This is a genomic window from Herbaspirillum chlorophenolicum (assembly GCF_001189955.1).
Taxonomy (GTDB): domain Bacteria; phylum Pseudomonadota; class Gammaproteobacteria; order Burkholderiales; family Burkholderiaceae_D; genus Herbaspirillum; species Herbaspirillum chlorophenolicum.
The window spans coordinates 1-25,443 of the sequence record NZ_LFLT01000037.1; the positions used below are offsets into that span (position 1 = coordinate 1).

Here is a 25,443-nt window from a genome sequence, read left to right on the forward strand (position 1 = left end):
CGAGATCGTGAACAGGTTCTAGGCCCGCCATCGGCAGATAAAAGAAACAGAAGAGAGAGACACGACCATGCCGCAGATCGAAAGCAAGCTCAACCCGCGCAGCGAGGACTTCCAGACCAACCGCGATGCCATGCAACGCATCGTGGACGACCTGAAACAAAAGATCGCGGCGATCGCCGAAGGCGGCGGCCAGGCCGCGCGCGACAAGCACTTGGCGCGCGGCAAGCTGCTGCCGCGCGACCGTGTGCAGATGCTGCTCGATCCCGGCACGCCTTTCCTTGAATTCTCGCAGTTGGCCGCCTACGGCATGTACCGTGAAAAGGATCGCGACGGCAACCTGAAAGACGCCGCGCCCTCGGCCGGCATCATCACCGGCATCGGCCGCGTGGCCGGGCAGGAATGCCTGATCGTCTGCAACGACGCCACGGTCAAGGGCGGCACTTATTACCCAATGACCGCCAAGAAGCATTTGCGCGCGCAGGAGATCGCCGAATTCAACCATCTTCCCTGCATCTACCTGGTCGACAGCGGCGGCGCCAACCTGCCCAACCAGGATGAAGTCTTTCCCGACCGCGACCACTTCGGCCGCATCTTCTTCAACCAGGCCAACATGTCGGCCAGCGGCATTCCGCAGGTCGCGGTGGTGATGGGTTCCTGCACCGCAGGCGGCGCCTACGTGCCGGCCATGAGCGATGAATCGATCATCGTCAAGGAACAGGCCACCATCTTCCTGGCCGGGCCGCCGCTGGTAAAGGCCGCCACCGGCGAAGTGGTCACGGCAGAAGAGCTGGGCGGCGGCGACGTGCACACGCGCCTGTCCGGCGTGGCCGACCACCTGGCGCAAGACGACCTGCATGCGCTGTCGATCGCGCGCGGCATCGTCGGCAACTTCAACCGCAAGAAGCCGCAGCAGCTGGCGCTGCGCGCGAGTGTCGAACCTAAGTATCCGGCGCATGAACTGTACGGCGTGATCCCCACCGACACCCGCAAACCCTTCGACGTGCGCGAAGTGATCGCACGCATCGTCGACGGCAGCGAGTTCGACGAGTTCAAGGCCCGTTACGGCACCACGCTGGTGTGCGGCTTCGCCCATTTGCATGGCATGCCGGTGGGCATCATCGCCAACAACGGCATCCTGTTTTCCGAATCGGCCGAGAAGGGCACGCACTTCATCGAGCTGTGCTGCCAGCGCAAGATCCCGTTGATCTTCTTGCAGAACATCACCGGCTTCATGGTCGGCAAGAAAGTCGAGAACGAAGGCATCGCGCGCCATGGCGCCAAGATGGTGACGGCGGTATCGACCGCCGCCGTGCCCAAGCTGACGGTGATCATCGGCGGCAGTTTCGGCGCCGGCAATTACGGCATGTGCGGACGCGCCTTCTCGCCGCGCTTCCTGTGGATGTGGCCCAATGCGCGCATCTCGGTGATGGGCGGCGAACAGGCCGCCAGCGTACTGGCCACCGTCAAGCGCGACGGCATTGAAGCGCGCGGCGGCAGCTGGAGCGCGGAAGAGGAAGCCGCATTCAAGGAACCGATCCGCGCGCAATACGAAACGCAAGGCCATCCCTACTATGCCTCGGCGCGGCTGTGGGACGACGGCGTGATCGATCCGGCCGACACGCGCACGGTGCTGGCACTCGGTCTGTCGGCGGCGCTCAATGCGCCCATCGAAGAGACCAAATTCGGCGTGTTCAGGATCTGAACGCGCCATCCGTGGGAATGATCGGCACGCATGGGGGAAAAGAAATGAAGAAGGGGTTGTCGGGAACCTTACGTTTGCTTGCATTGGGCATGGCGCTGTCGGGCGGCGCCTGCGCGGCGGAAGACATCGTCCTGGACAAGGCCATGCACGAAGAAGTCGTCATGATTCCATCGACCCATGCGGGCGTGCGGCTTGAGACGACGATATTCAAACCCAATGGCGCCGGCCCCTTTCCGATCGTGGTCATGAACCATGGCAAAGCACCGGGGAATTCGGCATTCCAGCCGCGCTCCCGTTACCTGGTGATTGCCCGCGAATTCCTGGAGCGTGGTTATGCCGTCATCATTCCGATGCGCCAGGGGTTTTCTGCGTCCGGCGGCCTCTATATCGATGGCGGCTGCAATATCGAATCGAATGGCAACGCGCAGGCCGACGACGTCCAGGCAGCGCTCGACTATGCCCAGAAACAGCCGTGGGCGGACCGCGACAACGTGGTGGTGATGGGCCAGTCGCACGGCGGCCTGACCACACTGGCATACGGTGCGCGCAATCCTGCCCATGTGAAGGCGCTGGTCAATTTTGCCGGTGGGCTGCGCAAGGACGCATTCAGTTGCCAGTGGCAATATTCGCTCATCGATGCGTTCGAAAGTTACGGCGCCGCCACCAAGATACCCAGCCTCTGGTTCTACGGCGCTAACGATAGCTACTTCGCGCCGGAAGTGGTGCAACAGCTGTATGCGGCCTATACCCGTCACCATGCGGATGCCAAGCTCATTGCCTACGGACCGTTCAAGCAGGACTCGCACGGCATGAGTTCCAGCATCGACGGCCTGCCGATCTGGTGGCCGGAAACCGAGGCGCTGCTGCAACGGGTCGGCCTGCCGACCAAGCGGCTGTTCGTCGCTACCGACTACGGTGAACTGCCGGTCACCGCCCCGGCAAGCAATGCCGACGTCGTGCCCTATGTGAAACAGAATGGCCGCGAAGGTTATGCCCGCTTCCTGAACGCGAAACTGCCGCGCGCTTTCGCGATATCGGAATCGGGCGCATGGGGTTCCGCCATCGGCGGCAACTACACCGAACGCGCGCTGCAAAATTGCCAGTCCCATTCCCAGGTTCCATGCCATTTGTACGCTGTGAACCAAAGTACGGTCTGGGCTTCCACAGAGAACAAATGAGAATGGCCGGAGCGGGAAACAAGAAGACCACATGGCTCCGCAACGGCCGACACAATCAAGGAGACAACTGATGCTCAACAAGATCCTGATCGCCAACCGCGGCGAAATCGCCTGCCGCGTGGCGGCCACCGCACGCCGCCTTGGCATCGCCACGGTAGCGGTGTACTCGGACGCCGACGCGCACGCCAAGCACGTGCAAAGCTGCGACGAAAGCGTGCGCCTGGGCCCGGCGCCGGCCAAGGAAAGCTACCTGTGCGGCGACAAGATCATCGCCGCTGCGCTGGCCACCGGTGCGCAGGCCATCCATCCCGGCTACGGCTTCTTGTCGGAAAACGCGGAATTCGCGCAAGCCTGCGCCGATGCCGGCCTCGTCTTCATCGGCCCGCCGGCTTCGGCGATCCGTGCAATGGGTTCCAAGTCGGCCGCCAAGGCGCTGATGGAAAAGGCTGCGGTGCCGCTGGTGCCGGGCTACCACGGTGAGCGCCAGGAAAGCGGTTTCCTGCGCGCCGAGGCCGACCGCATCGGTTACCCGGTGCTGTTGAAAGCCAGTGCCGGCGGCGGCGGCAAGGGCATGCGCGTGGTCGAACGCTCCGAAGACTTTGAAGCTGCGCTGGCCTCATGCAAGCGCGAAGCGATTTCCAGCTTTGGCGACGACCGCGTGCTGGTCGAGAAATACCTGACGCGGCCGCGCCATATCGAGATCCAGGTGTTCGCCGATACGCACGGCAACTGCGTCTACCTGTTCGAGCGCGACTGCTCGGTGCAGCGGCGTCACCAGAAAGTGCTGGAAGAAGCGCCGGCGCCCGGCATGACGGCCGAACGCCGCGCCGCGATGGGCGATGCGGCTGTCGCTGCCGCGCGTGCGGTCGGCTATGTGGGCGCGGGCACGGTGGAATTCATCGCCAACCAGGATGGCAGCTTCTATTTCATGGAGATGAATACGCGGCTGCAAGTGGAGCACCCGGTCACCGAAATGATCACCGGCCAGGATCTGGTCGAATGGCAATTGCGCGTGGCGTCCGGCGAAGCGCTGCCACTGGAGCAGGAGCAGTTGCGCATCAACGGCCATGCGATCGAGGCGCGCATCTATGCCGAAAATCCGGAGAAGGGTTTCCTGCCCTCGATCGGCACGCTGGCGCGCATGCGCACGGCGAGCGCCGTCGAATTCCGCTTGCATGAGGCGGGCGCGACGCAACCCGCTGCCGTGCGCATCGACTCCGGCGTGCGCGAAGGCGACGCCATCTCGCCCTTCTACGATCCGATGATCGCCAAGCTCATCGTCTGGGGCGCCGACCGCGAAGCCGCTCTGCGCAACATGTCGCGCGCGCTGGCGCAGTACCAGGTGGTTGGTCTGGCGACCAACATCGGCTTCCTGCAGCGCCTGGTTTCCGGCGCCGCCTTCTCGCAAGCCGACCTCGATACCGGCCTGATCGAACGTCATCACGACGCGCTGTTCCCGGCACCCGCACCGGCATCCATCGACACGTTGGCGCTGGCCGCCGCAGCGCTGCTGCAAGGCGAAGCGCAAGCGGCCGGCGATGCAGACCCATGGTCGTCGACACATGGCTGGCGGCTCAACGGCAAGTTGCTGCGCACGCTGGAATTCAGCGACCAGGCCGGCCCGGCGGCACTGCAACTGGAATACGCGGGAGACGGCAGCAGCTGGCGCCTGCTGGCCAATGGCATCGACCACGCCATGCGCATCGAATCCGCCGACGGCAGCACCCTGCGCCTGTCACTCGATGGCCGCGTGCTGCAAGCCGACGTGGTGCGCGAAGGCGAACTGCTGCATGTGTTCGACGGCCGCATGCAATACAGCCTGCGCTATGCCGACCCGATGGCGCACGCCGGGCACAGCGAAACGGAAGGCGGCCGCCTGACCGCGCCCATGCCGGGCAAGATCGTGGCGATCCTGGCGCAGAAAGGCAGCAGCGTCGAAAAGGGGGCGCCGCTGCTGATCATGGAGGCGATGAAGATGGAACACACCATCACAGCTCCCGCCGGCGGCACCGTCGAAGACATGCTGTACGCGGTGGGCGACCAGGTCGCCGAGGGCGCGCAACTGCTCGAATTCAAAGCAGCATAGGCTCCGGCGATGAATGCACCGGCCCTGCATGTGCCACCGTCGATCCACGTACTGGAACGCGGCTGGCTGTCGTCCAACAATGTGCTGCTGTTCGGGCGGGATGAGGTGGCGCTGATCGACAGCGGTTATGTCTCGCACTCGGAACAGACGCTGACACTGGTGCGCCATGTGCTGCACCAGCGCGGCCGCGGCAAGCTCGACCTGCTGCTCAACACCCACCTGCATTCCGACCATTGCGGCGGCAACGCCGCCTTGCAGGCGGCCTATGGCTGCCGCACCGCCATCCCGGCGGCAGAGGCGCAAAAAGTCGGCGCCTGGGATGAAGAGGCATTGAGCTACCGCGCCACCGGCCAGCACTGTGCGCGCTTCGGTTTCAATGATGTGATCCGCGCCGGCGACGTGCTGCATCTGGGCGACCTCGACTGGCAGGCGCTGGCTGCGCCCGGCCATGATCCGCACTCGCTGGTTTTTTATTGTGCCCAGGAGGGCATCCTGATCTCGGCCGATGCATTGTGGCGCAACGGCTTCGGCATCATCTTTCCCGAGCTGGATGGCGAATCGGGTTTCGCCGAGGCGCGCGCCACGCTGGAGCTAATCCGCACGCTGGATGTAAAGCTGGTGATTCCCGGACACGGCGCGCCTTTTTGCGAGGTGGACGATGCACTGGAGAAGGCATTCTCCCGCCTCGATTACCTGGAAGCCGATCCGCTGCGCAACGCCCAGAACGGCATCAAGGTGCTGGTGAAATTCCTGCTGCTGGAAAGGCAACGCATTGCGCTGGAACACCTGCCGGCGATGATGCGCGACATCCCGCTGCTGCGCATCGCCAACGAACGCTTCATGCACATGGCCGACCATGAGCTGGCGCACTGGGTCGCCGCGCAACTGGGACGCGCGGGTGCGGCACGCAACGACGGGATGTTCCTGCTGGACGCCTGAGCAGACAAAAAACGGGCATCCCTGCCGCTGCTATCATGTCGGATCCGTTTATCCAGTCTCCCATTCTTTACCGACGCCATGACCCAGACCACCGATACCGCCGCCCTGCCTTCTTCCGCCCAACGCGTATCCGACCTGCTCGCCCAGATCGGGCATGACAAGCCGGTAGTGATGCTGCCGGCGACCGGCCGCACTTCGGCCGAAGCCGCCGCCGGCCTGGGCTGCAGCGTGTCGGAAATCGCCAAGTCGATCATCTTCCGCCGCGTGGCCGACGATGCGCCGGTACTGGTGATCGCCAGCGGCAGCAACCGTGTCGACGAATCCAAGGTGACCGCGCTGGTGGGTCCCCTCGGCAAGGCCGATGCCAGGTTCGTGCGCGACAGCACCGGCTATGCCATCGGCGGCGTGTGCCCGGTCGGCCACGTGGTCAAGCCGGTGATGCTGATCGACCGCGACCTGTTCAATTTCGACAGCGTGTGGGCCGCAGCCGGCCATCCGCACGCGGTGTTCAACCTGACCGCCGCCCAGCTGGAAAAGATGACCGGCGGCATGGTGGCCGACGTGAAACTGGACCCCGCACCTAACGCCGCCTGATACCACCGGCATTGTCGGCAACCTATAAGGAGACGCACAAAATGAGCCTGCCAAAGAAAGTCAAAATCGTCGAAGTCGGCCCGCGCGACGGCTTGCAAAACGAGAAGGAAACCATCTCCGCCGAGGTGAAGATCGAGCTGGTGAACCGGCTCACCGCGGCCGGCTTCCTCAATGTCGAGGCGGCATCGTTCGTCTCGCCCAAATGGGTGCCGCAGATGGCGACCTCCAGCGAAGTGATGCACGGCATTACCCGCAAACCCGGCGTGGTGTACTCGGCGCTGGTGCCCAACATGAAGGGCTTCGAGGCGGCGCTGGAAGCCGGTGTGGACGAGGTGGTGATCTTCGGCGCCGCCTCCGAGGCGTTCTCGCAGAAAAACATCAACTGCTCGATCGCCGAATCCATCGAGCGCTTCCGCGAAGTCGCCACGGCCGCCAAGCAGCACCGCAAGCGCCTGCGCGCGGCCGTCAGCTGCGCCTTCGGCTGCCCCTACCAGGGCGAAGTGCCGCTGGACGCGGTGGCCGATGTGGTGCGCCGCTTCCGCGAACTGGGCTGCGATGAGATCGACATCGCCGACACCATCGGCGTGGCCACGCCCGACAAGGTCAGGCCGGTAATGGAAACGGCCATCCGCGAATTCCATATCGAAGGCTTGTCCGGCCACTTCCATGACACCTACGGCCAGGCGCTGGCCAACATCTATGCCAGCCTGCAGGCCGGCATCACGATCTACCACTCGTCGGTGGCGGGCCTGGGCGGCTGCCCCTATGCCAAGGGCGCGACCGGCAATGTAGCGTCGGAGGACGTGCTGTACATGATGCAAGGCCTGGGCATAGAAACCGGGATCGACCTCAATGCGGTGGTCGACGCCGGCCAGTTCATTTCGCAGCACCTGGGCCGCAAATCGGTCAGCCGCGCCGGCAATGCCATCGCGGCCAAGCGCACAGCCTGAACACCCCATATGCGCCAAAGAAAAACGCCGGGGCAATCCCGGCGTTTTTCTTTTCAGGCCACTGTAATTCAGCGAAATATTTGCATGGCTACCGGCAATACTCAGCCCTGGCCTGCCGGCAGGGCAAGCCGCGATGCACCAAGCGGCGCGGAAAGTCTGGTCACTGGCGGTATCGGCGCAGACCGCGCACATGTCGCTTGTCGACAGTGACAACGGCCTTTTTCAGGAAACGGTGGTGCAGCATCGCACACAGAACCAGTCCAACGCCCAATGCGGCAACGATGGCGATATTGGTGAACTCGAAGGTTTCCATGATTTTCCCCACAACAGATCGTGCGATTTCATTGCAACTATGGATCCTGCCATCCGTGCCGGAAATTCTCCGGACACCAGCCGCGCACCCCAGCGCGGCCCATCCATGCATGCATTACGGCAGGTACGAAAAAAACATAACACGCAGGCTGGCGGATCTCGAAAATTATTTAGCAATTTCCAGATGAAATTCACGTTCTCGCAACAAAAAGCACGATCGTAATATTTTCACCTATAATCGTCGAACAAATTCAGGATCAGCGCCTTTCCATAACGACAACCCGAGAGACAGCCATGCCCCAGCCTGCTTACCCGAAAGCCTTGCAAGATCTGCGCCTGCCCATCATCTGCTCGCCCATGTTCATCGCCAGCGGCCCGGCCCTGGTGGCGGCCCAATGCAAGGCCGGACTGGTCGGCGCTTTCCCTGCCCTGAACGCCCGTCCGGCCGAACAATTGGATGTGTGGCTGACCCAGCTGCAGGCCGAACTGGCCGAGTGGCAACAGCAACATCCGCAACGCAAGGTCGGGCCGATTGCGGTCAACCAGATCGTGCACCAGTCCAACGACCGCCTGGCACATGACGTCGAGGTCTGCGTGAGGCACCAGGTGCCGATCATCATCTCCAGCCTGCGCGCGCCGCCCAGGGAAATGCTCGATGCGGTGCACAGCTACGGCGGCATCGTGCTACACGATGTGATTTCCATCCGCCATGCCGAGAAGGCGCTGGAAGCCGGCGTGGATGGCCTGATCCTGGTGGCCGCCGGCGCCGGCGGCCATGCCGGCCCGCTGTCGCCGTTCGCGCTGGTGGGCGAAGTGCGCAAGATGTTCAAGGGGCCGCTGGTGCTGTCGGGCGCCATCGCCACCGGCGACGCCGTGCTGGGCGCGCAGGCCATGGGGGCGGACTTCGCCTACATCGGCTCGCGCTGGCTGGCGACCAAGGAATCCAACGTCGACGAGGCTTACCGCCAGGCCATTGTGGAATCGACCGCGGCCGATGTGGTGTACACCAACCTGTTTACCGGCGTGCATGGCAACTATCTGAAGAAGTCCATCGTCAACGCCGGGCTCGACCCGGACAACCTGCCGGAAGCGGACAAGACCAAGATGAACTTCGGTTCCGGCGGCGGCAGCAAGGCCAAGGCCTGGCGCGACATCTGGGGCGCCGGCCAGGGCGTGGGCCTGATGGATGACATCCCCTCGGTAGCCGAGATGACCGACCGCCTTGAAGCCGAATACCTGGCTGCCCGTGTACGCCTGGCGCTGTAACGCAGCATCGCCCGGTTCGTCACGGCGCCGCCCCGAAAGCGCAGGCACCATGTCGAACCGGCTCCTCCGCGATTGAACGCATCGACGGGCGTGGGCTCCAAGTCAGCATAACGGCCACCCTCGCTCCGCAACATCCCTTCCCGATTCCTACGCCCGTTGTCCGAATTGTCCGTCGGACAATGCCTTTACTTTTCGCACAATTTGTAACGTCCGGCACTTCTTCCTGAGCAGCCGGTCGTATCTGCTCGCTTCCTCATTTTGCGCGCGGCGCCATTGCCGCAAGCTCCGCCACGGTAACCCGCAACAATGGAAGACAGCCCAACCTTTGACGCGAGGACAACATGACCAGTTTTCTCAGAACCCGAAAAGATCGTCATCCAAAACACGACAAACCGCGTCTGCCGAACGAGCATGACCAGAACTTCGACCGCCAGGACCCGGCAGACAGTGGCCACAAGGTCGAACGGCAGGAAATCCGCCATGCCTACAACGACATCCGCGAAGGCAAGGTCGATACCGACCTGCGCGGCAGCGGTGGCCTGGACGAGATGAACAAGGCCCCTAGCCGCGGTGCAGCCGGCGTCCCGCGCAAGAGGTAAGGCGGAACCGGAACCGCCTGAGGATTGCAAAACCGGTTTCGTTCTCACTCTCCTGTGCAAAAAAGAAAGGCAGCCGACCACATGGTCCGGCTGCCTTTCTTTTTTCCATCCCTGCTGCTGCGGCATCCCCGACGCGGGACCTCGCCATCAACCCCGCCTCACAACCCCGATTGCTTGATCCAGTCCTCGATGAGGGCGAACAATTCATGCGGCTTTTCCATCGGCGTCATATGGCCGCAATCGGCCACGATCTCAAAACGCGCCTGGGCGATCTGCCGCACCATCTCTTCCGATTCTTCCACCGTGCGCAACTTGTCCTGGTCGCTGGCAACGACCAGCACCGGACAGCGCAATTGCTGCAGCTGTTCGGCATTGCTGTCGCGCAGCGTCTGCAACTGGCGCAGGAACACCTCTTTGCCGTTGGACAGCGCCATCGCCTGCAGACGATCGAGCAGCGCGCGCTCGGTGCTGCGCGCAGGATGCAGCGACGAAGCCAGCGCCCGCGACGTCAGGCCCTTGAACGGCGTACGCTGGGCGATATCCAGTTGCGCCTTGGTGGACGCCGACTCCTGCTCGGTCTGCGGACGCGACGAGGTATTGAGCAGCGCCAGGCCAAGCACGCGCTCCGGCGCTTTCAGCGCTATTGCCTGGGCCACGAAACCGCCCATCGAAAATCCGAACAGCACGAACCTCTCCGGCGCCTGGCGCAGCACCGCGTCGGCCATGGCCTGGATGCCGATATCCTGCCCGATGTCGCCGAAGGTGAGTGCCCCCAGCGTGGCAAGCTCGCCATGCATGTCGTCCCACAGGTGCTGGTTAAGCATGAAGCCCGGCAACAGAACCAGGTTGCGCATGATGTTTCCCCTTATTGCATGACCGATGCGGTGTTGATGCCAGGCATCGGCAAAACCGCCATTTTATTTCTTTTTGAACAGGCGCTTATTCCAGCCACTGCGCACGGCTGCTGCAAACGGCAATCGACAGGCACAGCACGCCGATCAGCGCCAGGGCCGCCGGCAAGCCCCAGCCATGCGCCAGGAAACCGACCGCAGGCGGGCCGATCAGGCTGCCGCTGTAGCCCAGCGTGGCCACCGCCGCCAGTGCCGTCGAACCATGCCGGCCGGCGGCGCTGAAGACAAACGGGAACACCGCCGCCACACCTGCGCCGGCGATGGCGAACCCGAGGATGGCAGGCGCCATGCCCTCTGCCATCACCGCGATGCCCATGCCGAATGCGGCGGCCAATGTACCGACTGCCACCACGCGACGCGCGTTGTAGCGCTCCTTCAGACGATCGCCCACCATGCGCATGACCAGCATCATGCCGGCGAAGCCCGCATAGGCCAGCGGTGCGCCGCCATCGCTGGCGTGGATGTGGTCCTTCATGTAGATACCGCTCCAGTCGGCGATCGAACCTTCGACAATGGCGCCGCAAAAACCGATCACGCCCAGCACCACCAAATGGCCGTGCGGGATGGCGAAGATCTTGCGGTGCGGATCATGCTCGGGGCGGTCGTCCGGCAACGCGTTGTAGGCCATGCACAGCGGCGCAAGGAACAGCGCCGACACCAGCAGGAAATGCCAGATGGGCGCGATGCCCATGCCCGCGATGCCGCTGGCGGCCAGCGCGCCGGTGAAGGTCCCCACGCAAAACCAGCCATGCAGCATGGACATGATGGGACGCCCTGCCTCCTTCTCGGCCTGCGCGCCCAGCGCATTGATGGCCACGTCGAAGCAACTGGAAGCGGCGCCATAAAGCGCGCTGGCGGCCATCAGCGTCCACAGGCCGGGCGCCAGCGCCAGCAGCGGCAATGAGACCAGCAGCGCCAGCCCCGCATACAGCGTACTGTGGCGCGCGCCGTAATGGCCGGTCAGCCAGGCTGCCAGCGGGAACGAACCTACCGCGCCAATGCCGCCGCACAGCAATACCAGCGACAGCGTGGCGGCGTCGAGATGCAGGATGTCGCGGATGGACGGGATGCGCGCAGCCCAACTGGCGTACACCATGCCCAGCAACAGGAAGAACAGCAAAATGGCGATCTGGCGGCTGCGGACGGTCATCAGGCCAGTGTGTGAAGTGGAAAGCTTGGTTGTCATTGATACATCGTGAAGGTAAACTGCTTCGGGATTACAGCCACTATTATCCGACATCCGGGAAGGCCTTGAGAAAAGGCCAAATGTCGGAGCAGCAGCGGTGAAAGTTGCCCTGAAACAGCAACTCTTCTCAGAGGTCCACGGCAAGCGCAAGCCTGCCGCCAGATTTAAGGTCGTTCACATTCAATTTGCGAGATGCGCCATGCCCAGAAAGTGGGCCGGCGTCCGTGTGCTCGCACGCCGGTTAAAAACCGTACATGTGAACAGTCCTCCGATCCGCCCGCTTCTGAGTACCGCGCGCCGCAATTTCGCAGGAACAGGGATGCCAGATTCAAACTCACACCAACACCAGATCTACCAGGAAATCGTCGATGCGCTGATCGCCGTGCATCGGCTCACCGACGGCTATACGCCGGGCCACGAAGACCGCACCGCCACGCTTTGCGTGAAGATCGCCGAACATCTCGGCTTGCCGCGCGAGCGCATCGACATCCTGCACATGGCAGCGCAGGTGCACGACATCGGCAAGGCCAAGATACCGCTGGCACTGCTCAACAAACCCGGCCGCATCACCGACGAGGAATACACCCTGCTCAAGACGCATGTGCAGATCGGCTACGACATCCTCAAGAAAATCGGCTTCCCCTTCAATCTCGCCGAGATTGTCTGGTGCCATCATGAGTACCTCGACGGCAGCGGCTATCCACGCGGCGTCATGGCGGAGTCCATTCCACTGGAGTCACGCATCCTGACGGTGTCCGACATCGTCGAATCGATCTCGGCCGACCGCCCTTACCGCAAATCGCTGGGCATGGAAGTGGCGCTCGACGAGATCCGCCGCCAGAGCGGAACGCGCCTCGATCCGCTTGTCGTGGAGGCCTGCCTTCACGTAGTCGCCGAAGGCGGCGTCGAGAGCAGCGGCGCGACCGCATAAGCACCTGCGCCGGCAAAGCGGTGCCGGCGCCATTTGGGCTAAACTTGGCGCACATAAAATGAAGCCCCAGGCTTCGGAGACGCCCGTCCATGTCCGCCACAACTGCCCCCGCCCCGCACGATTTCATCCTGCGCCATCCCATCCTGACCGCACTGGCCTTGTCGCTGGGCACCGCCATCGCCCTGGGCGTGGCGCGCTTTTCCTACGCGCTGCTGCTGGCGCCGATGCGCGCAGACCTCGGCTGGCCTTACCTGATCGCCGGCGGCATGAACACCGGCAACGCGCTGGGGTACCTGCTGGGCGCGCTGATCACGCCATTCCTGATGCGGCGCTACATGGCGCATCGCGTGCTGGTCGGCGGCGCCTTCGGCACCGCATTGCTGACCTTCCTCCCCGGCTTCGCTACCGACACTGCCGTGCAACTCACGCTGCGTGTAGCCACCGGCGTCACCAGCGCCTTCATCTTCGTGTCCGGCGGCTTGCTGGTCAGCCGCCTGGCGGCGTTGCACGCACAACGCGCCGGACTGCTGCTGGGACTGTATTACGGCGGCACCGGCATCGGTATCGCCGTGGCCTCGCTGTCGGTGCCGGTGGTCATGCAAGCCGCAGCCGAACACGGCGCGGCGCATCCCTGGCAATGGGCCTGGCTGCTGCTGGGTACGCTGGCGCTGGTGGCCAGCGTGTTCATGTCGCTGCCGGTGCGCCATATCCCCTCGCCCGCCGCACAGGCATCGACACGCGGCAGCTTCAAACCGCGCAGCCTGATCTTCGGCCTGGCCGGCTATCTGTTTTTCGGGCTCGGCTATATCGGCTACATGACCTTCGTCATCGCGCTGCTAAAGGAACAAGGCATGGCGCCGCAGCGCATCACGCTGTTCTTCACGCTACTGGGCGTGGCCACCTTCGCTTCCTCGCGCATCTGGGCGCGCATGCTGGACCGTTTCCGCGGCGGCCAGTCGCTGGCGATCCTCAACACGCTGCTGTGCGTGGCCACGCTGATCCCTGCACTCACCAGCCAGGTGGCGGCGGTGTTCGCATCGGGCATCCTGTTCGGCGCCTGCTTCCTGTCGGCAGTGGCATCCACCACGGCGATGGTGCGGCACAACCTGCCGCAAGCCGACTGGCCGGCCGGCATCAGCACCTTCACCATCATCTTCGCTGCGGGACAGATCGTCGGCCCGACCATCGTCGGCTGGATTGCCGATGGCGCGGGTGGATTACGCCAGGGGCTGGTATTTTCGGCGTTAACCTTGCTGGTGGGAGCGCTGCTGGCAACACGGCAGCGAGCATTGGCGAGCTGACTTGCCTGCCTCATCATTCACGTCCCATCTCGGTGAAAAAACACTATGAAAAGCCGCGCCACATGCCTTCTTTGTCATCGAAATCCCCCTATCGAAAATAGTCACATATTGCCAAAACTGATTGTCACAGCAATCAGCAAGCAACTTGAGGATCGCGGATTTCGCGAGATGTCGTCCATGAAGTTACGCGTTGAACGCACTCTAGTCGGCCCATTTTTCTGCCGTTGTTGCGAGAAGAAGTTTGGCCGATTTGAAGACGATTTCACTCGCATATATCTAGATCCCTACTTCGACAATGATCAAATCACTATCGAATCTCAATCTTTACTACTGTTGTTTGCCATGTCAGTTCTATGGCGGGTATTGGCATATACGCTCACACAAGACTCGTATAGCGACAAGTTTCCGTATCTATTGCAAGCAGAAGAACAGTGGCGAGGCTATCTGGAAGGAAAGAACAAAGACGTAGGCACACACAAATGCTATTTGGTACTTGATCGAGAGTTCACTAAAGACCAGATTCAATCCTCTGCGCACTTGACTCGAATAGACCTGCGTTACGGAATTGCACAAGGCATCACATCTACACAGATCTGGGGTGCACTTGCACTCTCGCGTCATGTCGTATATGCCAAATTGGGGCCCTTCTTGTTCATAGGCGAACTGAAGGAATTCTTCAAAGGGCAAACAGACCACTTGCTGGAACCTTGGCACGATCTGACATCGACGGAGCCTTTTTGCTTGCTTCATGATCCTGCAGCAAGTGCTCCGAAGGACATCGTCGCTATGGCCGATCGGATTTTTTCACAATGGCAGTGGCGCGACGATTATATGAAACCTGAGCGTCGGAATAAATTGCAAGCGACCCTGTCGGCATTATCTGAAGACAGCCAATTTAAAAGACTCCTGAAGGAAGATATGGCGATGTTCAACTCATCGCCAACCAATGAATAATCGCAGCTAATGCGAAATGGGCATTCTTCGTAACCCTCTAAAAATCGAAGTCCCCCTCTATAGCTTCCCAGTAAACGGAAACCTCTGATGAACAAGAAAACACTCCAGGACTTCTTGAATGGGGAGCACGATATGCTCACCACCGCCGTCGATCTTTTCAGGACATTGTTGCCTCACCACAAAAACGATGCATCAGTACACTCGGGCGAAGAAGGTCGGTTTATCGAGATGGCGCTTGCGGAATATCTCCGCAAGAAGTTGCCCGATGGGATCGGTATAGGTGGCGGCTTTATCGTTGATGCACATAGTGGGTGGGCATCGAAGCAAATTGACATCATCCTGTACGACAGGATCAGGTTTGCGCCGTTGTTGAAATACGGCGATGCCCTGGTGGTGCCGATCGAGTCAGTGATCGGCGCTTTGTCTGTCAAACGGACTTTGTATGATGCCCAGCTACCCGGCGAGTTGGAATCGCTATCGTCCGTGGGTGCTCGCGGGACAGGGATGAATTACCCAAAACCACTTCTGGCACTGATCGCATTCGACTATGAAAAGGATGACTTCAAGGCAGGCGTGGACGCGACGTTCGCCGCAATCCAGGCCACGTTTTCGCCAAAGACAGCTGCGTCTGGCAAGCAATACTTGCATTCCTGGAATGAGCTGGTTGATTACGTGATCGTTTTTGACAAGTTTCTCATGCGTACCAACGGCCATTCGCATCGTGACGATACTGCACGCAAAAAGGAGCTGGCTGCAAAAAACGCAAAGGGCGAAAAGCTACCGCCGTTGCAATGCAACTATACGTGGGCCGGGAACAGGGATCTGAGCCGTAACGCCTACCTTCAGCATTTGCTAAATGGCATCCATCGCGCTTGGTATGATCGCGACCGGGAAAACCTGCCCAAGCGTGACTTGCTGGCATTCCCGGACACAGGTATGAACACACTTGGGGCCGTTCCCATTTGTGTATATTGCCGCCCCTATGCGTGGAGCACATTCACGCCTGCAATATCTCCTGCACAGAACACGACAAAGACAAAAAAGAGGCGCACGACCGCCACGAAGCCTTCATCTGGCGCGGCCGCAGCACCTCTGCGATCACCGACAACAAAGAAAGCAAAAAAAGCACGGAAGACAACTGCCGGCTCGAATTAATCCCCGCGTGGATCACGGTTGAAAAGAGGTAGCCTGACCAATATCAAAGGGATGCAAGCACCTCTCCCTTAACTCACGCTAAATGTCGCTTTAAAGCATCCACCAGTGTGCCGCAAGCCTCGTCGGTACCGATGGTGATGCGCAGGAACTGGTTGATGCGCGCGCTGGTGAAGTGGCGCACGATGATGCCGTCGCCGCGCAGGGACGTAGCCAGCTTCGCCGCGTCGTGCTGCGGATGGCGCGCGAACACAAAATTGGCTGCCGACGGCAGTACCTCGAAACCGAGCTGTTCCAGCGAGGCGACCAGCTTCTCGCGGCTGGCGATGACCATGCCGCAAGTCTTCCGGAAATATTCCTCATCCTCGATGGCGGCGGTGGCGCCGGCGATCGCCGGGCGGTCCAGCGGATAGGAATTGAAGCTGTTCTTCACCCGTTCCAGCGCATCGATCAGGTCGGCATGGCCGATGGCGAACCCGACGCGCATACCGGCCAGCGAGCGCGACTTGGAGAGGGTCTGCACCACCAGCAGGTTGGGATAACGCTGCACCAGCGGGATCGCGCTGTCGCCGCCGAAATCGATGTAGGCCTCATCCACCACCACCACGCGCTGCGGGTTGCCCTGCACGATGCGCTCGACCTCGGCCAACGGCAGCAGGCAGCCGGTGGGGGCGTTCGGATTGGGGAAGATGATGCCGCCGATGGCGTCGCCGTGGCCGAGATAATCATCGGTGCGCAGCGTGAAATCGTCGGCCAGCGGCACCGCGCGGTACTCGACCTGGTACAGGCCGGAGTAGGTCGGATAGAAGCTGTAGGTGATATCCGGGAACAGGATCGGCTTGCCATGCTGGAGCAGCGCGTGGAAGGCATGCGCCAGCACCTCGTCGGAACCGTTGCCGACGAACACTTCGCGCGCCGTGATGCCATCGGCGGCATGGCGGCGGGCGATGGCCAGCTTGAGCGGCTCGGCATCGGGATTGGGATAAAGCCGCAAGCTGTCGCCCACTTCTCGCGCGATTGCCTCGACCGCGCGCGGCGACGGCCCATAGGGATTCTCGTTGGTATTGAGCTTGACCAGATTGGCGATCTTGGGCTGCTCGCCCGGCGTGTAAGGCGTCAGGCGGCTGACGATGGGACTCCAGAACTTGCTCATGGGGAAATCGGCCCGTGAAGGGCAATAGGAAATGGAAGAGGAAACGCAGATGGTAGCAAACTTGGCGCTACCGGCGGCAGCCGCTGCGGCAGGATTCAGAAATAGGGACGGTAGCGCGGGCGGCGCAAGGCATCGCCATGGTGCCCGGCCGCCGGCTGGGGCGACGCCGAACTCAGCAGCGAGATGGCGCGCTGGGCAATCTCCGGCGGCAGCCCGATGACATCCTGGCAAGCCTGTTCCATGCTTGCCGCCGAAGCAAACCCGGCTTCGGCGAAGCCGCCGCCGGCATCGTCCATGCATGCCAGTTGCGCCAGCACCTTCGCCACGCGCTGCTCACGCACCAGTGCACGCAAGGATTCGCCTTCGGCAAACAGGAAGGAGCGCAAACGCGCCGGCGTGACTTGCCACATGCCGGCCACGCGCGCAGCACGCCAGTCGGCGGCGGGGTTGTCGAAGATGGCTGCGGCCAGTTTGCGCGCCCACGGCTTGCTGGCGTCGGCGGCACGCTCCATCTCGGGGCTGGCGTGCGCCTCCAGCGCCAGCGACCATACCGCGGGGCGCGTCTTGCCCGGCGCCAGGCGCGGGTGTGCGAGGCAGGAGAAACGCACGAAAGGCGGCACGGTAAAACTCTCCCCTTCTCGCAGCTCGATCGCCACGCCGCCGCTCTTGAGCGTGGCCGCACCCTTCCACATTTTCACGCGCGCGGGCGCGGCGAAGCGCAGTTCGCGCAGCAGCAAAGCGTGGTGGGTGACGATGGCCATGAGCGTTGGAAGCGGAATATCGGTGATGAATATTAAGCGAGCAAGCAGCAACAGACTGTCATTGCAGCGACCATGATACGGCTCATAACGAAGCCATGCCGAACGCGCGCAAGCCGTCGAGGTCGACCACGCGGATGCTCTGGTAGGAAATCTCCACCAACCCCTGCCCGGCCAGCTTCCGCATGGCCTGGTTAACGCGCTGGCGCGACAAGCCCGTCAGCAGGCCGATCTCTTCCTGCGACAGTTCCAGCACGGGCGAGGTGCGCGGATACAGCATCGGATGGAACAGTTGGGCGATCGCTTGGGCCACGCGCGCGTCGACGCTAAGCAAGCGCTCGTTCTGCACGGTGGCGATGAACTGGCCCATGCGCTCGTTCAGTTGGCGGATCACGAAGGAGTTGAACGGCAGGCTCTCCGCCATCAGGCGGTGGAAAGTGTCGGCAGGCACCAGCATGATTTGCGAGGCGCGTACCGCAATCACGTCGTAGCGGCGCGCCTCGCGCTTGATCACGCTGCCCTCGCCGCACCAGCCTCCTTCGGGCACGCCGGACAGCGTGCTGCTGCGCCCATCCACGCTGTAGACCGCGAGCTTGATCAGGCCCTCTTGCACACCAATCCAATACCCGGAGGCTTCGCCACGCCGGGCGATAAACGAGTCGGCCGCAAAGCGCACCAGCTGGGCGCTCGCCGCCGCCAGCCTGCGGTGTTCGCCGGACAGCGCACAGAACCAGTCATGCTGCGATAATTGTTGCTCCATCCCCGATGCCGTTGCCTGTCGATATGCAATGATTGTCGCACGAGCGCCCTGTCGCCTTGATGACAAAGCGCAAACGCCGTCGATGCTACCCTGCTCGCCAGCAGCCGCACATCCATAAAAAGAGATGGAACGGCAGGCATACGAACAATGCAAAACGCACCATCAGGAGACAAGCACCATGGCAGATTTCGATACCGGCCTCGGCCGTAACGCCGCCAATCATGCGGCACTCACTCCCCTCGATTTCATCGCGCGCACCGCCGAGGTATATGGGCAGCGCCTGGCTATCGCGCACGGCAAGCTGCGCCAGAACTGGGACGAGACCTACCGCCGCACGCGTCGCCTGGCCAGCGCCTTGCACAAGCTCGGCGTGGGCAAGAACGACACCGTGGCGGTGATGCTGCCCAACACGCCGGCCATGGTGGAAGCCCACTTCGGCGTGCCGATGACGGGCGCGGTGTTGAACGCGCTCAACATCCGGCTCGACATCGAATCGATCGCCTTCATGCTGCGCCATGGCGAAGCCAGAGTGCTGCTGATCGACAGCGAATTCGCCGCGATGGCGTACCAGCTCAAGGAACAATTGCCGGCGCTGAATATCGTAGAAGTCTATGACGAACTGGGTCCGCCGCCGGTGGCCGGCGAACGCTTCGGCGACTACGAATACGAGACCCTGCTGGCCGGCGGCGATGAAAATTTCGCCTGGCAATTGCCGGCCGACGAATGGGATGCGATCGCGCTGAACTACACCTCGGGCACCACGGGCGATCCCAAAGGCGTGGTCTATCACCATCGCGGCGCGGCCATCAATGCGATTTCCAATATCCTCGAATGGGACATGCCCAAGCATCCGGTCTACCTGTGGACGCTGCCCATGTTCCACTGCAACGGCTGGTGCTTCCCCTGGACGGTAGCCGCGCGCGCGGGCGTGAACGTGTGCCTGCGCAAGTTCGAGCCCAAGCTGGTGTTCGACCTGATCCGCGAACATGGCATCAGCCACTACTGCGCCGCGCCCATCGTGCATGCCGCGCTGGCCAACGCACCCGAGAGCTGGCGCGACGGCATCCGCGGCCCGGTGCGCGGCATGGTCGCGGGCGCGCCGCCGCCGGCCGCGGTGCTGGCGAAGATGGAAGCCATGCAGTTCGACCTGGCGCACGTGTATGGCCTGACCGAAGTCTACGGCCCGGCGGCGGTGTGCGCCGAGCAGGACGACTGGGCCGGCAAGACGGTGGATGAACGTGCGGTGCTGAAGTCGCGCCAGGGCGTGCGCTACCACCTGCAGTCAGGCGTGACCGTGCTGTCGCCCGAGACCATGGAAGCGGTGAAGGCCGATGGCGAGGAAATCGGCGAGATCATGTTTCGCGGCAACATCTGCATGAAGGGTTACCTGAAGAACGACAAGGCCACGCAGGAAGCCTTCGCCGGCGGCTGGTTCCATACCGGCGACCTCGGCGTGATCAATCCCGACGGCTACATCAAGATCAAGGATCGCAGCAAGGACATCATCATCTCCGGCGGCGAGAACATTTCCAGCGTCGAGGTGGAAGATGTGCTGTACCGCCATCCGGCGGTGCTGGCTGCGGCGGTGGTGGCGCAGCCGGACGAGAAATGGGGCGAGACGCCATGCGCCTTCGTCGAGCTGAAGGACGACGCGCAAGTCGACGCGCAAGCCCTGATCGATTTCTGCAAGGTCCACCTGGCCGGCTTCAAGGTACCCAAGGCGATCTACTTCGGCCCGCTGCCCAAGACTTCCACCGGCAAGATCCAGAAATTCGAACTGCGCAAGCGCATGAAGTCCGACAGCGCCATCGACGTCTGAAGCGATGCGAGGGCAATGCACGGGAGATCCCTCTTTTTCATGTTCTTCCGCTCAATGGCGCGGCGAGGGGACCAGCGTATCTGATGCGGCACCGGCATTGTAGGGCTTTTTGTGGCCGGGATTGGCGGCAGGCGCCTCCGTTGCTTTCACCGGCCTTTTGGCGATAACGGCCGGGTAGCCTTCATACGTCTTCAACGGAATCCAGCGCTGCCCCTGCCCCTCGTAGACCGTGAAGATGGGGGTGCGCGGATCGCCATCCGGCTCAAAAGCCACCACGCCCGTCAATCCCTTGAAGACGATCTTGTGCAGCGTGCCGATCAGCGTGCGCGGGTTGGTGCTGTTGGCCTGGCGCATCGCCGCCACCACCACCTGCGCGGCATCGTAGGCGAACGGCGTCGTGCCGTAGATATTGAGGCCGAAACGCTGGTGGTACTCTTCCTCGAAACGCTGCCAGCCTTGCATGTCCTGGGTCGGCATGCCGGATTCAACCGCCACCACGCCGTTGGCCGCCGAGCGTGCGGCGATCAGGTAAGTGGCCCCAGCCACGCCGCTGGACGCCAGCAAGAGGCGCATGCCGCCGCCTTCCTGCTGGATGAGCTGGGCCAGCAATACCGCCTGTGCACTATAGCCGCCGAAGAACAATGCGTCGGCGCCGCGCTGCTTCATATTGCGGATCATCTGCCGCAAGTCGCTGGTATAGCTGACGCGTTCATGCGCGACGATCTTGAGCCCGTCCGCCAGGCCTGCATGCTCGATGACGCTGGCAGCAAGGCCAACGCCAAACATGGAGCCGTTATCCACCACCCCGAGACGGCGCACGTTCATGCTCCGCATGACATAGTCGACCAGGTAAGCAGCGGCATGGTCGTCGCGCCCGACCATGCGGAAAAAACCGGTGCTGCCCTGCTCACTCAACAAAGCCGCACTCGCCGCCGGTGTGATCATCGGCACGCCGGCATCGGAATAGATCTTGGCAACGGCTTGCGTGGTGGTGGAGTTGGACGTGCCGATCACCGCCACCACGCCGGCCTGCAGCAATTGCCTGGCAACCGCCACCGCGGTCTCGGGATCGTTGCGGTCATCCTGGCGCAGCAGGCGGAAAAAGACGCGCTGGTTGCCGATCCTGATTTGCTGGCGGTTGATCTCGCCCAGCGCCATGTCGGCGGCATTGGCCATGCTTTTGCCGAAGGTCTCCGATACGCCGCTCAAGGCTCCGGAAAATCCGATCAGCACGGTCTTCTCCTGGCCATCGGCATCCGCTGCAGCCAGGCCTGGCAACGGTAACAGGAAGGCGAGCACAACGAATGCGATGCGCTTGGCGGAAGAATAAACGCGGAACATGTACATCTCCGAAACCCGGTCGACAGCACACACCTGGCAGTTTGGGATGGGTGGCGGACCGACCTGAAAAGCAAGAAAGGTAGCCGTTGGGTAACAGCAAGAATACGCCTTGCAAAAATATTTTGAAAATATCGAACTGGATCGAAAAAAACATTGCCATCAGAAAACAAAAACGGAGCCGAAGCTCCGTTTTTGCAACGTCAGCCCACGACACGGGCGACCAAAATAAGACAACCGCTCAATCGCGCGGAGGACGTCCGCGCCAGTAGCCGGCCAGCAGCGAACCCGACAGGTTGTGCCAGACCGAGAACAATGCGCCCGGCAACGCCGCCACCGGCGTGAAATACAGCTTGCCCAGCGCCGCCGCCAGGCCGGAGTTCTGCATGCCGACCTCGATGGCCAGCGTGCGGCAGACGGCCTCGTCGAAGCCCAGCAAACGGCCGCCCCAATAACCGCCCAGCAAACCCAGGCCGTTATGCAGGATCACGCCTACCAGCACCACCAGGCCGACCGAAGCGATGCTGGCCTGGCTGCCGGCCACCACGGCCGCGATGATCAGCAGGATCGCCACCATCGACACCAGCGACAGGTAAGGTTCGATACGGCGGATGAAGCCGCCGGCGAAGATATTGAGCACCAGGCCGACCACAATCGGCACCACCACGATCTGCACGATGGACATCAGCATCGCATGTGCGTCGAAGTGGATCGATGCATCCACATACAGCTCGGTCAGCATCGGCGTGGCGAATACCGATACCAGCGCCGACAGCGTGGAAATGGTGACCGACAGTGCGACGTCGCCGCGCGAGAGATAGATCATCACGTTGGAAGCGGTGCCGGAAGCGACACTGCCCACCAGCACCATGCCGGCGGTGAGGTCGGGCGGCATGCGCAGCACCTTAGCGATGACCCACGCTGCCAGCGGCATGACCAGGTAATGCAGGACGATGCCGGCGGCCACTGGCGCCGGACGTTTGATGATGCGCTTGAAGTCGTCGACCGTCAGCGTCACGCCCATGGTCAGCATGATCAGGGTCAGCAGCTGGGTGACGTATTTGCCGATCGGCGTAAAGGTCGGCGGGGTGAAATAGGCTGCGGCAGAAAGCAGCAGCGCCCACACTGGGAACAGGCGGGTAATGGTTGCAAGCATGATTGAATCCGGATGAGTAAGTACTGTCCCTGTCCTTCGTGAAAAGGCATGGGAGGCGCGTGTAGTGATAAGAATGATCGCGGGTTGCGCGGACAACAGACAGGTGGGTTCGGCTCGCACCCGATGCGGTGGCGGCCTCTTCTCGTTATGGCGCCTTGTGGGCGCAAGGGCGTGATTTTACCCGCGCACGGAAAATCCTGCCGGCGCCGGGGATTGCTTGCCGAGGCAGCAACACGCCGGACGGAATCGTTTGGCGTTGATTCTCAGGAAACCTTGTCACACTTGAACGTGATCAGCGCCTTGGGCGGCAGGAAACCGACCACACCCTCGGAGCGTTCGCTGCCGACCACGCGCATGCGCCCGCCGAGGTTCTTGCAATAGGTATCGGCCTGCTGCAACCCCAGGATGGCCACGCCATCATTGCCGTGCCAGCGCGAGCTGGCGGTGAGCATGTAGGTGTCCTTGTCCAGTTGCGTCACGGGTCCGGACGAGGCGCACGCCGCCAATAGCAGTGGCGCTGCCATCATGCACGCCATCCCATATCGCTGATTCATTGCCGCTCCCATGGTGCTCTTATCTTGCGACGATGTTAGCGACGTGCGGTGATGGCGTCATGTGTCCCTACAACTCTTTACATCGGCAGTACTGCATCATGCGTGCGGAAATGACGGCGTAAAAAAACGCCGCTGAACATCAGCGGCGTTTCATCAACACAAAAGCAGGATCAGCGCGTCACCGGCTTGTAGCGGATGCGCTTGGGCTTGGCGGCTTCCTCGCCCAGGCGCTTCTTCTTGTCCGCCTCGTACTCCTGATAGTTGCCGTCGAAGAAGCTGACTTGCGAATCGCCTTCGAACGCGATGATGTGCGTGGCGATACGGTCCAGGAACCAGCGATCGTGGGAGATCACCAGCACGGTGCCGGCGAATTCCAGCAACGCGTCTTCCAGCGCGCGCAGGGTTTCCACGTCGAGGTCGTTGGACGGTTCATCCAGCAGCAGCACGTTGCCACCCTGCAGCAGGGTCTTGGCCAGGTGCAGGCGGCCGCGTTCGCCGCCGGACAGGTTGCCGACGATCTTCTGCTGGTCGCCGCCCTTGAAGTTGAAGCGGCCCAGATAGGCGCGCGATGGCATTTCGAAACGGCCCACGGTCAGGATATCGGCGCCGCCGGCGACGTCTTCAAACACGGTCTTCTTGTTTTCCAGATCTTCGCGCGACTGGTCGACCAGCGAAATCTTGACGGTAGGGCCGAGCACCAGTTCGCCGCTGTCCGGCTGTTCGCGGCCCGCCAGCATGCGGAACAAGGTCGATTTACCGGCGCCGTTGGGGCCGATGATGCCGACAATCGCGCCGGCCGGGATCTTGAAGTTGAGGTTATCGATCAGCAAACGATCGCCATAGCCCTTGCTGACATTCTTGAACTCGATGACTTCATTGCCCAGGCGCTCGGCCACTGGAATGAAGATTTCCTGGGTCTCGTTGCGCTTCTGGTATTCGTGTTCGGAGAGTTCGTTGAAGCGGGCCAGGCGCGCCTTGCTCTTGGCCTGGCGGCCCTTCGGATTCTGGCGCACCCATTCCAGTTCCTTGGCGATGGTTTTCTGGCGTGCCGATTCGCTGGACTCTTCCTGCTTCAGGCGCGCTTCTTTCTGCTCCAGCCAGGACGAATAATTGCCCTTCCATGGAATGCCGTGGCCGCGGTCCAGTTCCAGGATCCACTCGGCGGCGTTGTCGAGGAAGTAGCGATCGTGGGTGATGGCGACGACGGTGCCGGGGAAGCGTTGCAGGAACTGCTCCAGCCAGTCCACCGATTCGGCGTCCAGGTGGTTGGTAGGCTCGTCCAGCAACAGCATGTCGGGCTTGGACAGCAGCAGCTTGCACAGCGCCACGCGGCGCTTTTCACCACCCGACAGCACACCGACCTTGGCATCCCACGGCGGCAGGCGCAACGCGTCGGCGGCCATTTCCAGCTGCTGGTTCAGGCTGTTGCCGTCGGCGGCGGCGATGATCGCCTCCAGGCGCGCCTGCTCGGTGGCCAGCGCGTCGAAATCGGCGTCTTCCTCGGCATAGGCGGCGTAGACGGCATCCAGCTTGGCCTGGGCTTCGAACACTTCGCCCAGCGCGCTCTCGACTTCCTGGCGCACGGTCTTCTCGGCATCCAGCTGCGGTTCCTGCGGCAGGTAGCCGATGTTGAGATTGGGCATCGGGATCGCTTCGCCTTCGATCTCCTTGTCGATGCCGGCCATGATCTTGAGCAGGGTCGACTTGCCGGAGCCGTTCAGGCCCAGCACGCCGATCTTGGCACCGGGGAAGAAGGACAGCGAGATGTCCTTCAGGATCTGCCGCTTCGGCGGCACGATCTTGCCGACGCGGTTCATAGTGAATACGTATTGAGCCATGTTTAC

General features: G+C 62.2%; 23 protein-coding genes. 14 read left to right on the forward strand and 9 right to left on the reverse strand.

The features are described from left to right. Window positions 1–67 precede the first annotated feature (67 nt). The 9 genes from AKL28_RS25115 (at window position 68) to AKL28_RS18485 (ending at window position 9,626) form a co-directional block, all read left to right on the forward strand. Window positions 68–1,702: a carboxyl transferase domain-containing protein gene (locus tag AKL28_RS25115; protein WP_050469624.1), complete on the forward strand. Its 1,635-nt coding sequence runs from the start codon at window positions 68–70 to the stop codon at window positions 1,700–1,702. A gap of 44 nt (window positions 1,703–1,746) precedes the next feature. Continuing rightward, a complete protein-coding gene (locus AKL28_RS18455; protein WP_231602497.1) occupies window positions 1,747–2,880 on the forward strand; it encodes a dienelactone hydrolase family protein in 1,134 nt (377 codons plus the stop codon). A 70-nt stretch (window positions 2,881–2,950) separates the two neighbouring features. Continuing rightward, window positions 2,951–4,966, forward strand: a complete 2,016-nt coding sequence (locus AKL28_RS18460) for an acetyl-CoA carboxylase biotin carboxylase subunit (protein WP_050469626.1) — start codon at window positions 2,951–2,953, stop codon at window positions 4,964–4,966. A 9-nt stretch (window positions 4,967–4,975) separates the two neighbouring features. Beyond that, a complete protein-coding gene (locus AKL28_RS18465; protein ID WP_050469627.1) occupies window positions 4,976–5,905 on the forward strand; it encodes an MBL fold metallo-hydrolase in 930 nt (309 codons plus the stop codon). A 78-nt stretch (window positions 5,906–5,983) separates the two neighbouring features. Continuing rightward, window positions 5,984–6,499: a YbaK/EbsC family protein gene (locus AKL28_RS18470; protein WP_050469628.1), complete on the forward strand. Its 516-nt coding sequence runs from the start codon at window positions 5,984–5,986 to the stop codon at window positions 6,497–6,499. A gap of 41 nt (window positions 6,500–6,540) precedes the next feature. Further along, window positions 6,541–7,449, forward strand: coding sequence for a hydroxymethylglutaryl-CoA lyase (locus AKL28_RS18475; protein ID WP_050469629.1), 909 nt, complete (start codon window positions 6,541–6,543; stop codon window positions 7,447–7,449). A gap of 190 nt (window positions 7,450–7,639) precedes the next feature. Next, entirely contained in the window at window positions 7,640–7,984 is a 345-nt protein-coding gene (locus AKL28_RS24585; protein ID WP_156226403.1) for a hypothetical protein, read from the forward strand. Between the two features lie 71 nt (window positions 7,985–8,055). Next, window positions 8,056–9,027, forward strand: coding sequence for an NAD(P)H-dependent flavin oxidoreductase (locus AKL28_RS18480; RefSeq protein ID WP_050469630.1), 972 nt, complete (start codon window positions 8,056–8,058; stop codon window positions 9,025–9,027). Window positions 9,028–9,368: 341 nt separating this feature from the next. Further along, a complete protein-coding gene (locus AKL28_RS18485; RefSeq protein ID WP_050469631.1) occupies window positions 9,369–9,626 on the forward strand; it encodes a hypothetical protein in 258 nt (85 codons plus the stop codon). A 158-nt stretch (window positions 9,627–9,784) separates the two neighbouring features. On the opposite strand, the gene AKL28_RS18490 is transcribed toward AKL28_RS18485, so the two are convergent. Together AKL28_RS18490 and AKL28_RS18495 are read right to left on the reverse strand one after the other, a co-directional pair. Continuing rightward, window positions 9,785–10,480, reverse strand: coding sequence for an alpha/beta fold hydrolase (locus tag AKL28_RS18490; protein ID WP_050469632.1), 696 nt, complete (start codon window positions 10,478–10,480; stop codon window positions 9,785–9,787). 85 nt (window positions 10,481–10,565) lie between these two features. After that, entirely contained in the window at window positions 10,566–11,723 is a 1,158-nt protein-coding gene (locus AKL28_RS18495) for an MFS transporter (RefSeq protein ID WP_050469633.1), read from the reverse strand. A 319-nt stretch (window positions 11,724–12,042) separates the two neighbouring features. Between AKL28_RS18495 and AKL28_RS18500 the strand changes: the two genes are divergently transcribed. The 4 genes from AKL28_RS18500 to AKL28_RS18515 all read left to right on the forward strand — a co-directional run bounded on the left by AKL28_RS18500 (window position 12,043) and on the right by AKL28_RS18515 (window position 16,064). After that, window positions 12,043–12,654: an HD-GYP domain-containing protein gene (locus tag AKL28_RS18500; RefSeq protein ID WP_050469634.1), complete on the forward strand. Its 612-nt coding sequence runs from the start codon at window positions 12,043–12,045 to the stop codon at window positions 12,652–12,654. An 89-nt stretch (window positions 12,655–12,743) separates the two neighbouring features. After that, complete coding sequence (locus AKL28_RS18505) at window positions 12,744–13,955, forward strand: YbfB/YjiJ family MFS transporter (RefSeq protein ID WP_050469635.1); 1,212 nt, start codon at window positions 12,744–12,746, stop codon at window positions 13,953–13,955. Window positions 13,956–14,000: 45 nt separating this feature from the next. After that, window positions 14,001–14,909 (forward strand): hypothetical protein, encoded by a 909-nt coding sequence (locus tag AKL28_RS18510; RefSeq protein WP_156226404.1) that lies wholly within the window; start codon window positions 14,001–14,003, stop codon window positions 14,907–14,909. Window positions 14,910–14,996: 87 nt separating this feature from the next. Further along, window positions 14,997–16,064 carry a DUF6602 domain-containing protein gene (locus AKL28_RS18515; protein ID WP_050469637.1) on the forward strand — a complete coding sequence of 356 codons (1,068 nt, stop codon included), beginning with the start codon at window positions 14,997–14,999 and terminating at the stop codon, window positions 16,062–16,064. Between the two features lie 73 nt (window positions 16,065–16,137). Here AKL28_RS18515 and hisC read toward each other — a convergent pair whose 3' ends face one another. The 3 genes from hisC to AKL28_RS18530 form a co-directional block, all read right to left on the reverse strand. Continuing rightward, window positions 16,138–17,214 (reverse strand): histidinol-phosphate transaminase, encoded by a 1,077-nt coding sequence (hisC, locus tag AKL28_RS18520; protein WP_050469638.1) that lies wholly within the window; start codon window positions 17,212–17,214, stop codon window positions 16,138–16,140. Window positions 17,215–17,309: 95 nt separating this feature from the next. Continuing rightward, window positions 17,310–17,975 carry a hypothetical protein gene (locus AKL28_RS18525; protein WP_050469639.1) on the reverse strand — a complete coding sequence of 222 codons (666 nt, stop codon included), beginning with the start codon at window positions 17,973–17,975 and terminating at the stop codon, window positions 17,310–17,312. Between the two features lie 82 nt (window positions 17,976–18,057). Next, window positions 18,058–18,732: a Crp/Fnr family transcriptional regulator gene (locus AKL28_RS18530; RefSeq protein ID WP_050469640.1), complete on the reverse strand. Its 675-nt coding sequence runs from the start codon at window positions 18,730–18,732 to the stop codon at window positions 18,058–18,060. 178 nt (window positions 18,733–18,910) lie between these two features. Between AKL28_RS18530 and AKL28_RS18535 the strand changes: the two genes are divergently transcribed. Then, entirely contained in the window at window positions 18,911–20,551 is a 1,641-nt protein-coding gene (locus tag AKL28_RS18535) for an acyl-CoA synthetase (protein ID WP_050469641.1), read from the forward strand. Between the two features lie 51 nt (window positions 20,552–20,602). Here AKL28_RS18535 and AKL28_RS18540 read toward each other — a convergent pair whose 3' ends face one another. From AKL28_RS18540 to ettA, 4 genes are all read right to left on the reverse strand, one after another. Next, window positions 20,603–21,892: a branched-chain amino acid ABC transporter substrate-binding protein gene (locus AKL28_RS18540; RefSeq protein ID WP_231602499.1), complete on the reverse strand. Its 1,290-nt coding sequence runs from the start codon at window positions 21,890–21,892 to the stop codon at window positions 20,603–20,605. A 238-nt stretch (window positions 21,893–22,130) separates the two neighbouring features. Next, window positions 22,131–23,045, reverse strand: a complete 915-nt coding sequence (gene panS, locus AKL28_RS18545; protein WP_050469642.1) for a ketopantoate/pantoate/pantothenate transporter PanS — start codon at window positions 23,043–23,045, stop codon at window positions 22,131–22,133. 263 nt (window positions 23,046–23,308) lie between these two features. After that, window positions 23,309–23,572: a hypothetical protein gene (locus AKL28_RS18550; protein ID WP_231602502.1), complete on the reverse strand. Its 264-nt coding sequence runs from the start codon at window positions 23,570–23,572 to the stop codon at window positions 23,309–23,311. Window positions 23,573–23,769: 197 nt separating this feature from the next. Beyond that, window positions 23,770–25,437 (reverse strand): energy-dependent translational throttle protein EttA, encoded by a 1,668-nt coding sequence (gene ettA / locus AKL28_RS18555; protein ID WP_050469644.1) that lies wholly within the window; start codon window positions 25,435–25,437, stop codon window positions 23,770–23,772. Window positions 25,438–25,443 lie beyond the last annotated feature (6 nt).

Excerpts from the sequence above, each read along its gene's own strand:
- panS (WP_050469642.1), bottom strand. The coding sequence starts at position 23,045 with ATGCTTGCAACCATTACCCGCCTGTTCCCAGTGTGGGCGCTGCTGCTT.
- AKL28_RS18500 (WP_050469634.1), top strand. The coding sequence starts at position 12,043 with ATGCCAGATTCAAACTCACACCAACACCAGATCTACCAGGAAATCGTC.
- AKL28_RS18530 (WP_050469640.1), bottom strand. The coding sequence starts at position 18,732 with ATGGAGCAACAATTATCGCAGCATGACTGGTTCTGTGCGCTGTCCGGC.
- AKL28_RS18485 (WP_050469631.1), top strand. The coding sequence starts at position 9,369 with ATGACCAGTTTTCTCAGAACCCGAAAAGATCGTCATCCAAAACACGAC.
- AKL28_RS25115 (WP_050469624.1), top strand. The coding sequence starts at position 68 with ATGCCGCAGATCGAAAGCAAGCTCAACCCGCGCAGCGAGGACTTCCAG.
- AKL28_RS18480 (WP_050469630.1), top strand. The coding sequence starts at position 8,056 with ATGCCCCAGCCTGCTTACCCGAAAGCCTTGCAAGATCTGCGCCTGCCC.
- AKL28_RS18535 (WP_050469641.1), top strand. The coding sequence starts at position 18,911 with ATGGCAGATTTCGATACCGGCCTCGGCCGTAACGCCGCCAATCATGCG.
- AKL28_RS18515 (WP_050469637.1), top strand. The coding sequence starts at position 14,997 with ATGAACAAGAAAACACTCCAGGACTTCTTGAATGGGGAGCACGATATG.
- AKL28_RS18455 (WP_231602497.1), top strand. The coding sequence starts at position 1,747 with ATGAAGAAGGGGTTGTCGGGAACCTTACGTTTGCTTGCATTGGGCATG.
- AKL28_RS18525 (WP_050469639.1), bottom strand. The coding sequence starts at position 17,975 with ATGGCCATCGTCACCCACCACGCTTTGCTGCTGCGCGAACTGCGCTTC.
- AKL28_RS18470 (WP_050469628.1), top strand. The coding sequence starts at position 5,984 with ATGACCCAGACCACCGATACCGCCGCCCTGCCTTCTTCCGCCCAACGC.
- hisC (WP_050469638.1), bottom strand. The coding sequence starts at position 17,214 with ATGAGCAAGTTCTGGAGTCCCATCGTCAGCCGCCTGACGCCTTACACG.
- AKL28_RS18550 (WP_231602502.1), bottom strand. The coding sequence starts at position 23,572 with ATGATGGCAGCGCCACTGCTATTGGCGGCGTGCGCCTCGTCCGGACCC.
- AKL28_RS24585 (WP_156226403.1), top strand. The coding sequence starts at position 7,640 with ATGTCGCTTGTCGACAGTGACAACGGCCTTTTTCAGGAAACGGTGGTG.
- AKL28_RS18475 (WP_050469629.1), top strand. The coding sequence starts at position 6,541 with ATGAGCCTGCCAAAGAAAGTCAAAATCGTCGAAGTCGGCCCGCGCGAC.
- AKL28_RS18465 (WP_050469627.1), top strand. The coding sequence starts at position 4,976 with ATGAATGCACCGGCCCTGCATGTGCCACCGTCGATCCACGTACTGGAA.
- ettA (WP_050469644.1), bottom strand. The coding sequence starts at position 25,437 with ATGGCTCAATACGTATTCACTATGAACCGCGTCGGCAAGATCGTGCCG.
- AKL28_RS18490 (WP_050469632.1), bottom strand. The coding sequence starts at position 10,480 with ATGCGCAACCTGGTTCTGTTGCCGGGCTTCATGCTTAACCAGCACCTG.
- AKL28_RS18540 (WP_231602499.1), bottom strand. The coding sequence starts at position 21,892 with ATGTTCCGCGTTTATTCTTCCGCCAAGCGCATCGCATTCGTTGTGCTC.
- AKL28_RS18510 (WP_156226404.1), top strand. The coding sequence starts at position 14,001 with ATGAAAAGCCGCGCCACATGCCTTCTTTGTCATCGAAATCCCCCTATC.
- AKL28_RS18460 (WP_050469626.1), top strand. The coding sequence starts at position 2,951 with ATGCTCAACAAGATCCTGATCGCCAACCGCGGCGAAATCGCCTGCCGC.
- AKL28_RS18505 (WP_050469635.1), top strand. The coding sequence starts at position 12,744 with ATGTCCGCCACAACTGCCCCCGCCCCGCACGATTTCATCCTGCGCCAT.
- AKL28_RS18495 (WP_050469633.1), bottom strand. The coding sequence starts at position 11,723 with ATGACAACCAAGCTTTCCACTTCACACACTGGCCTGATGACCGTCCGC.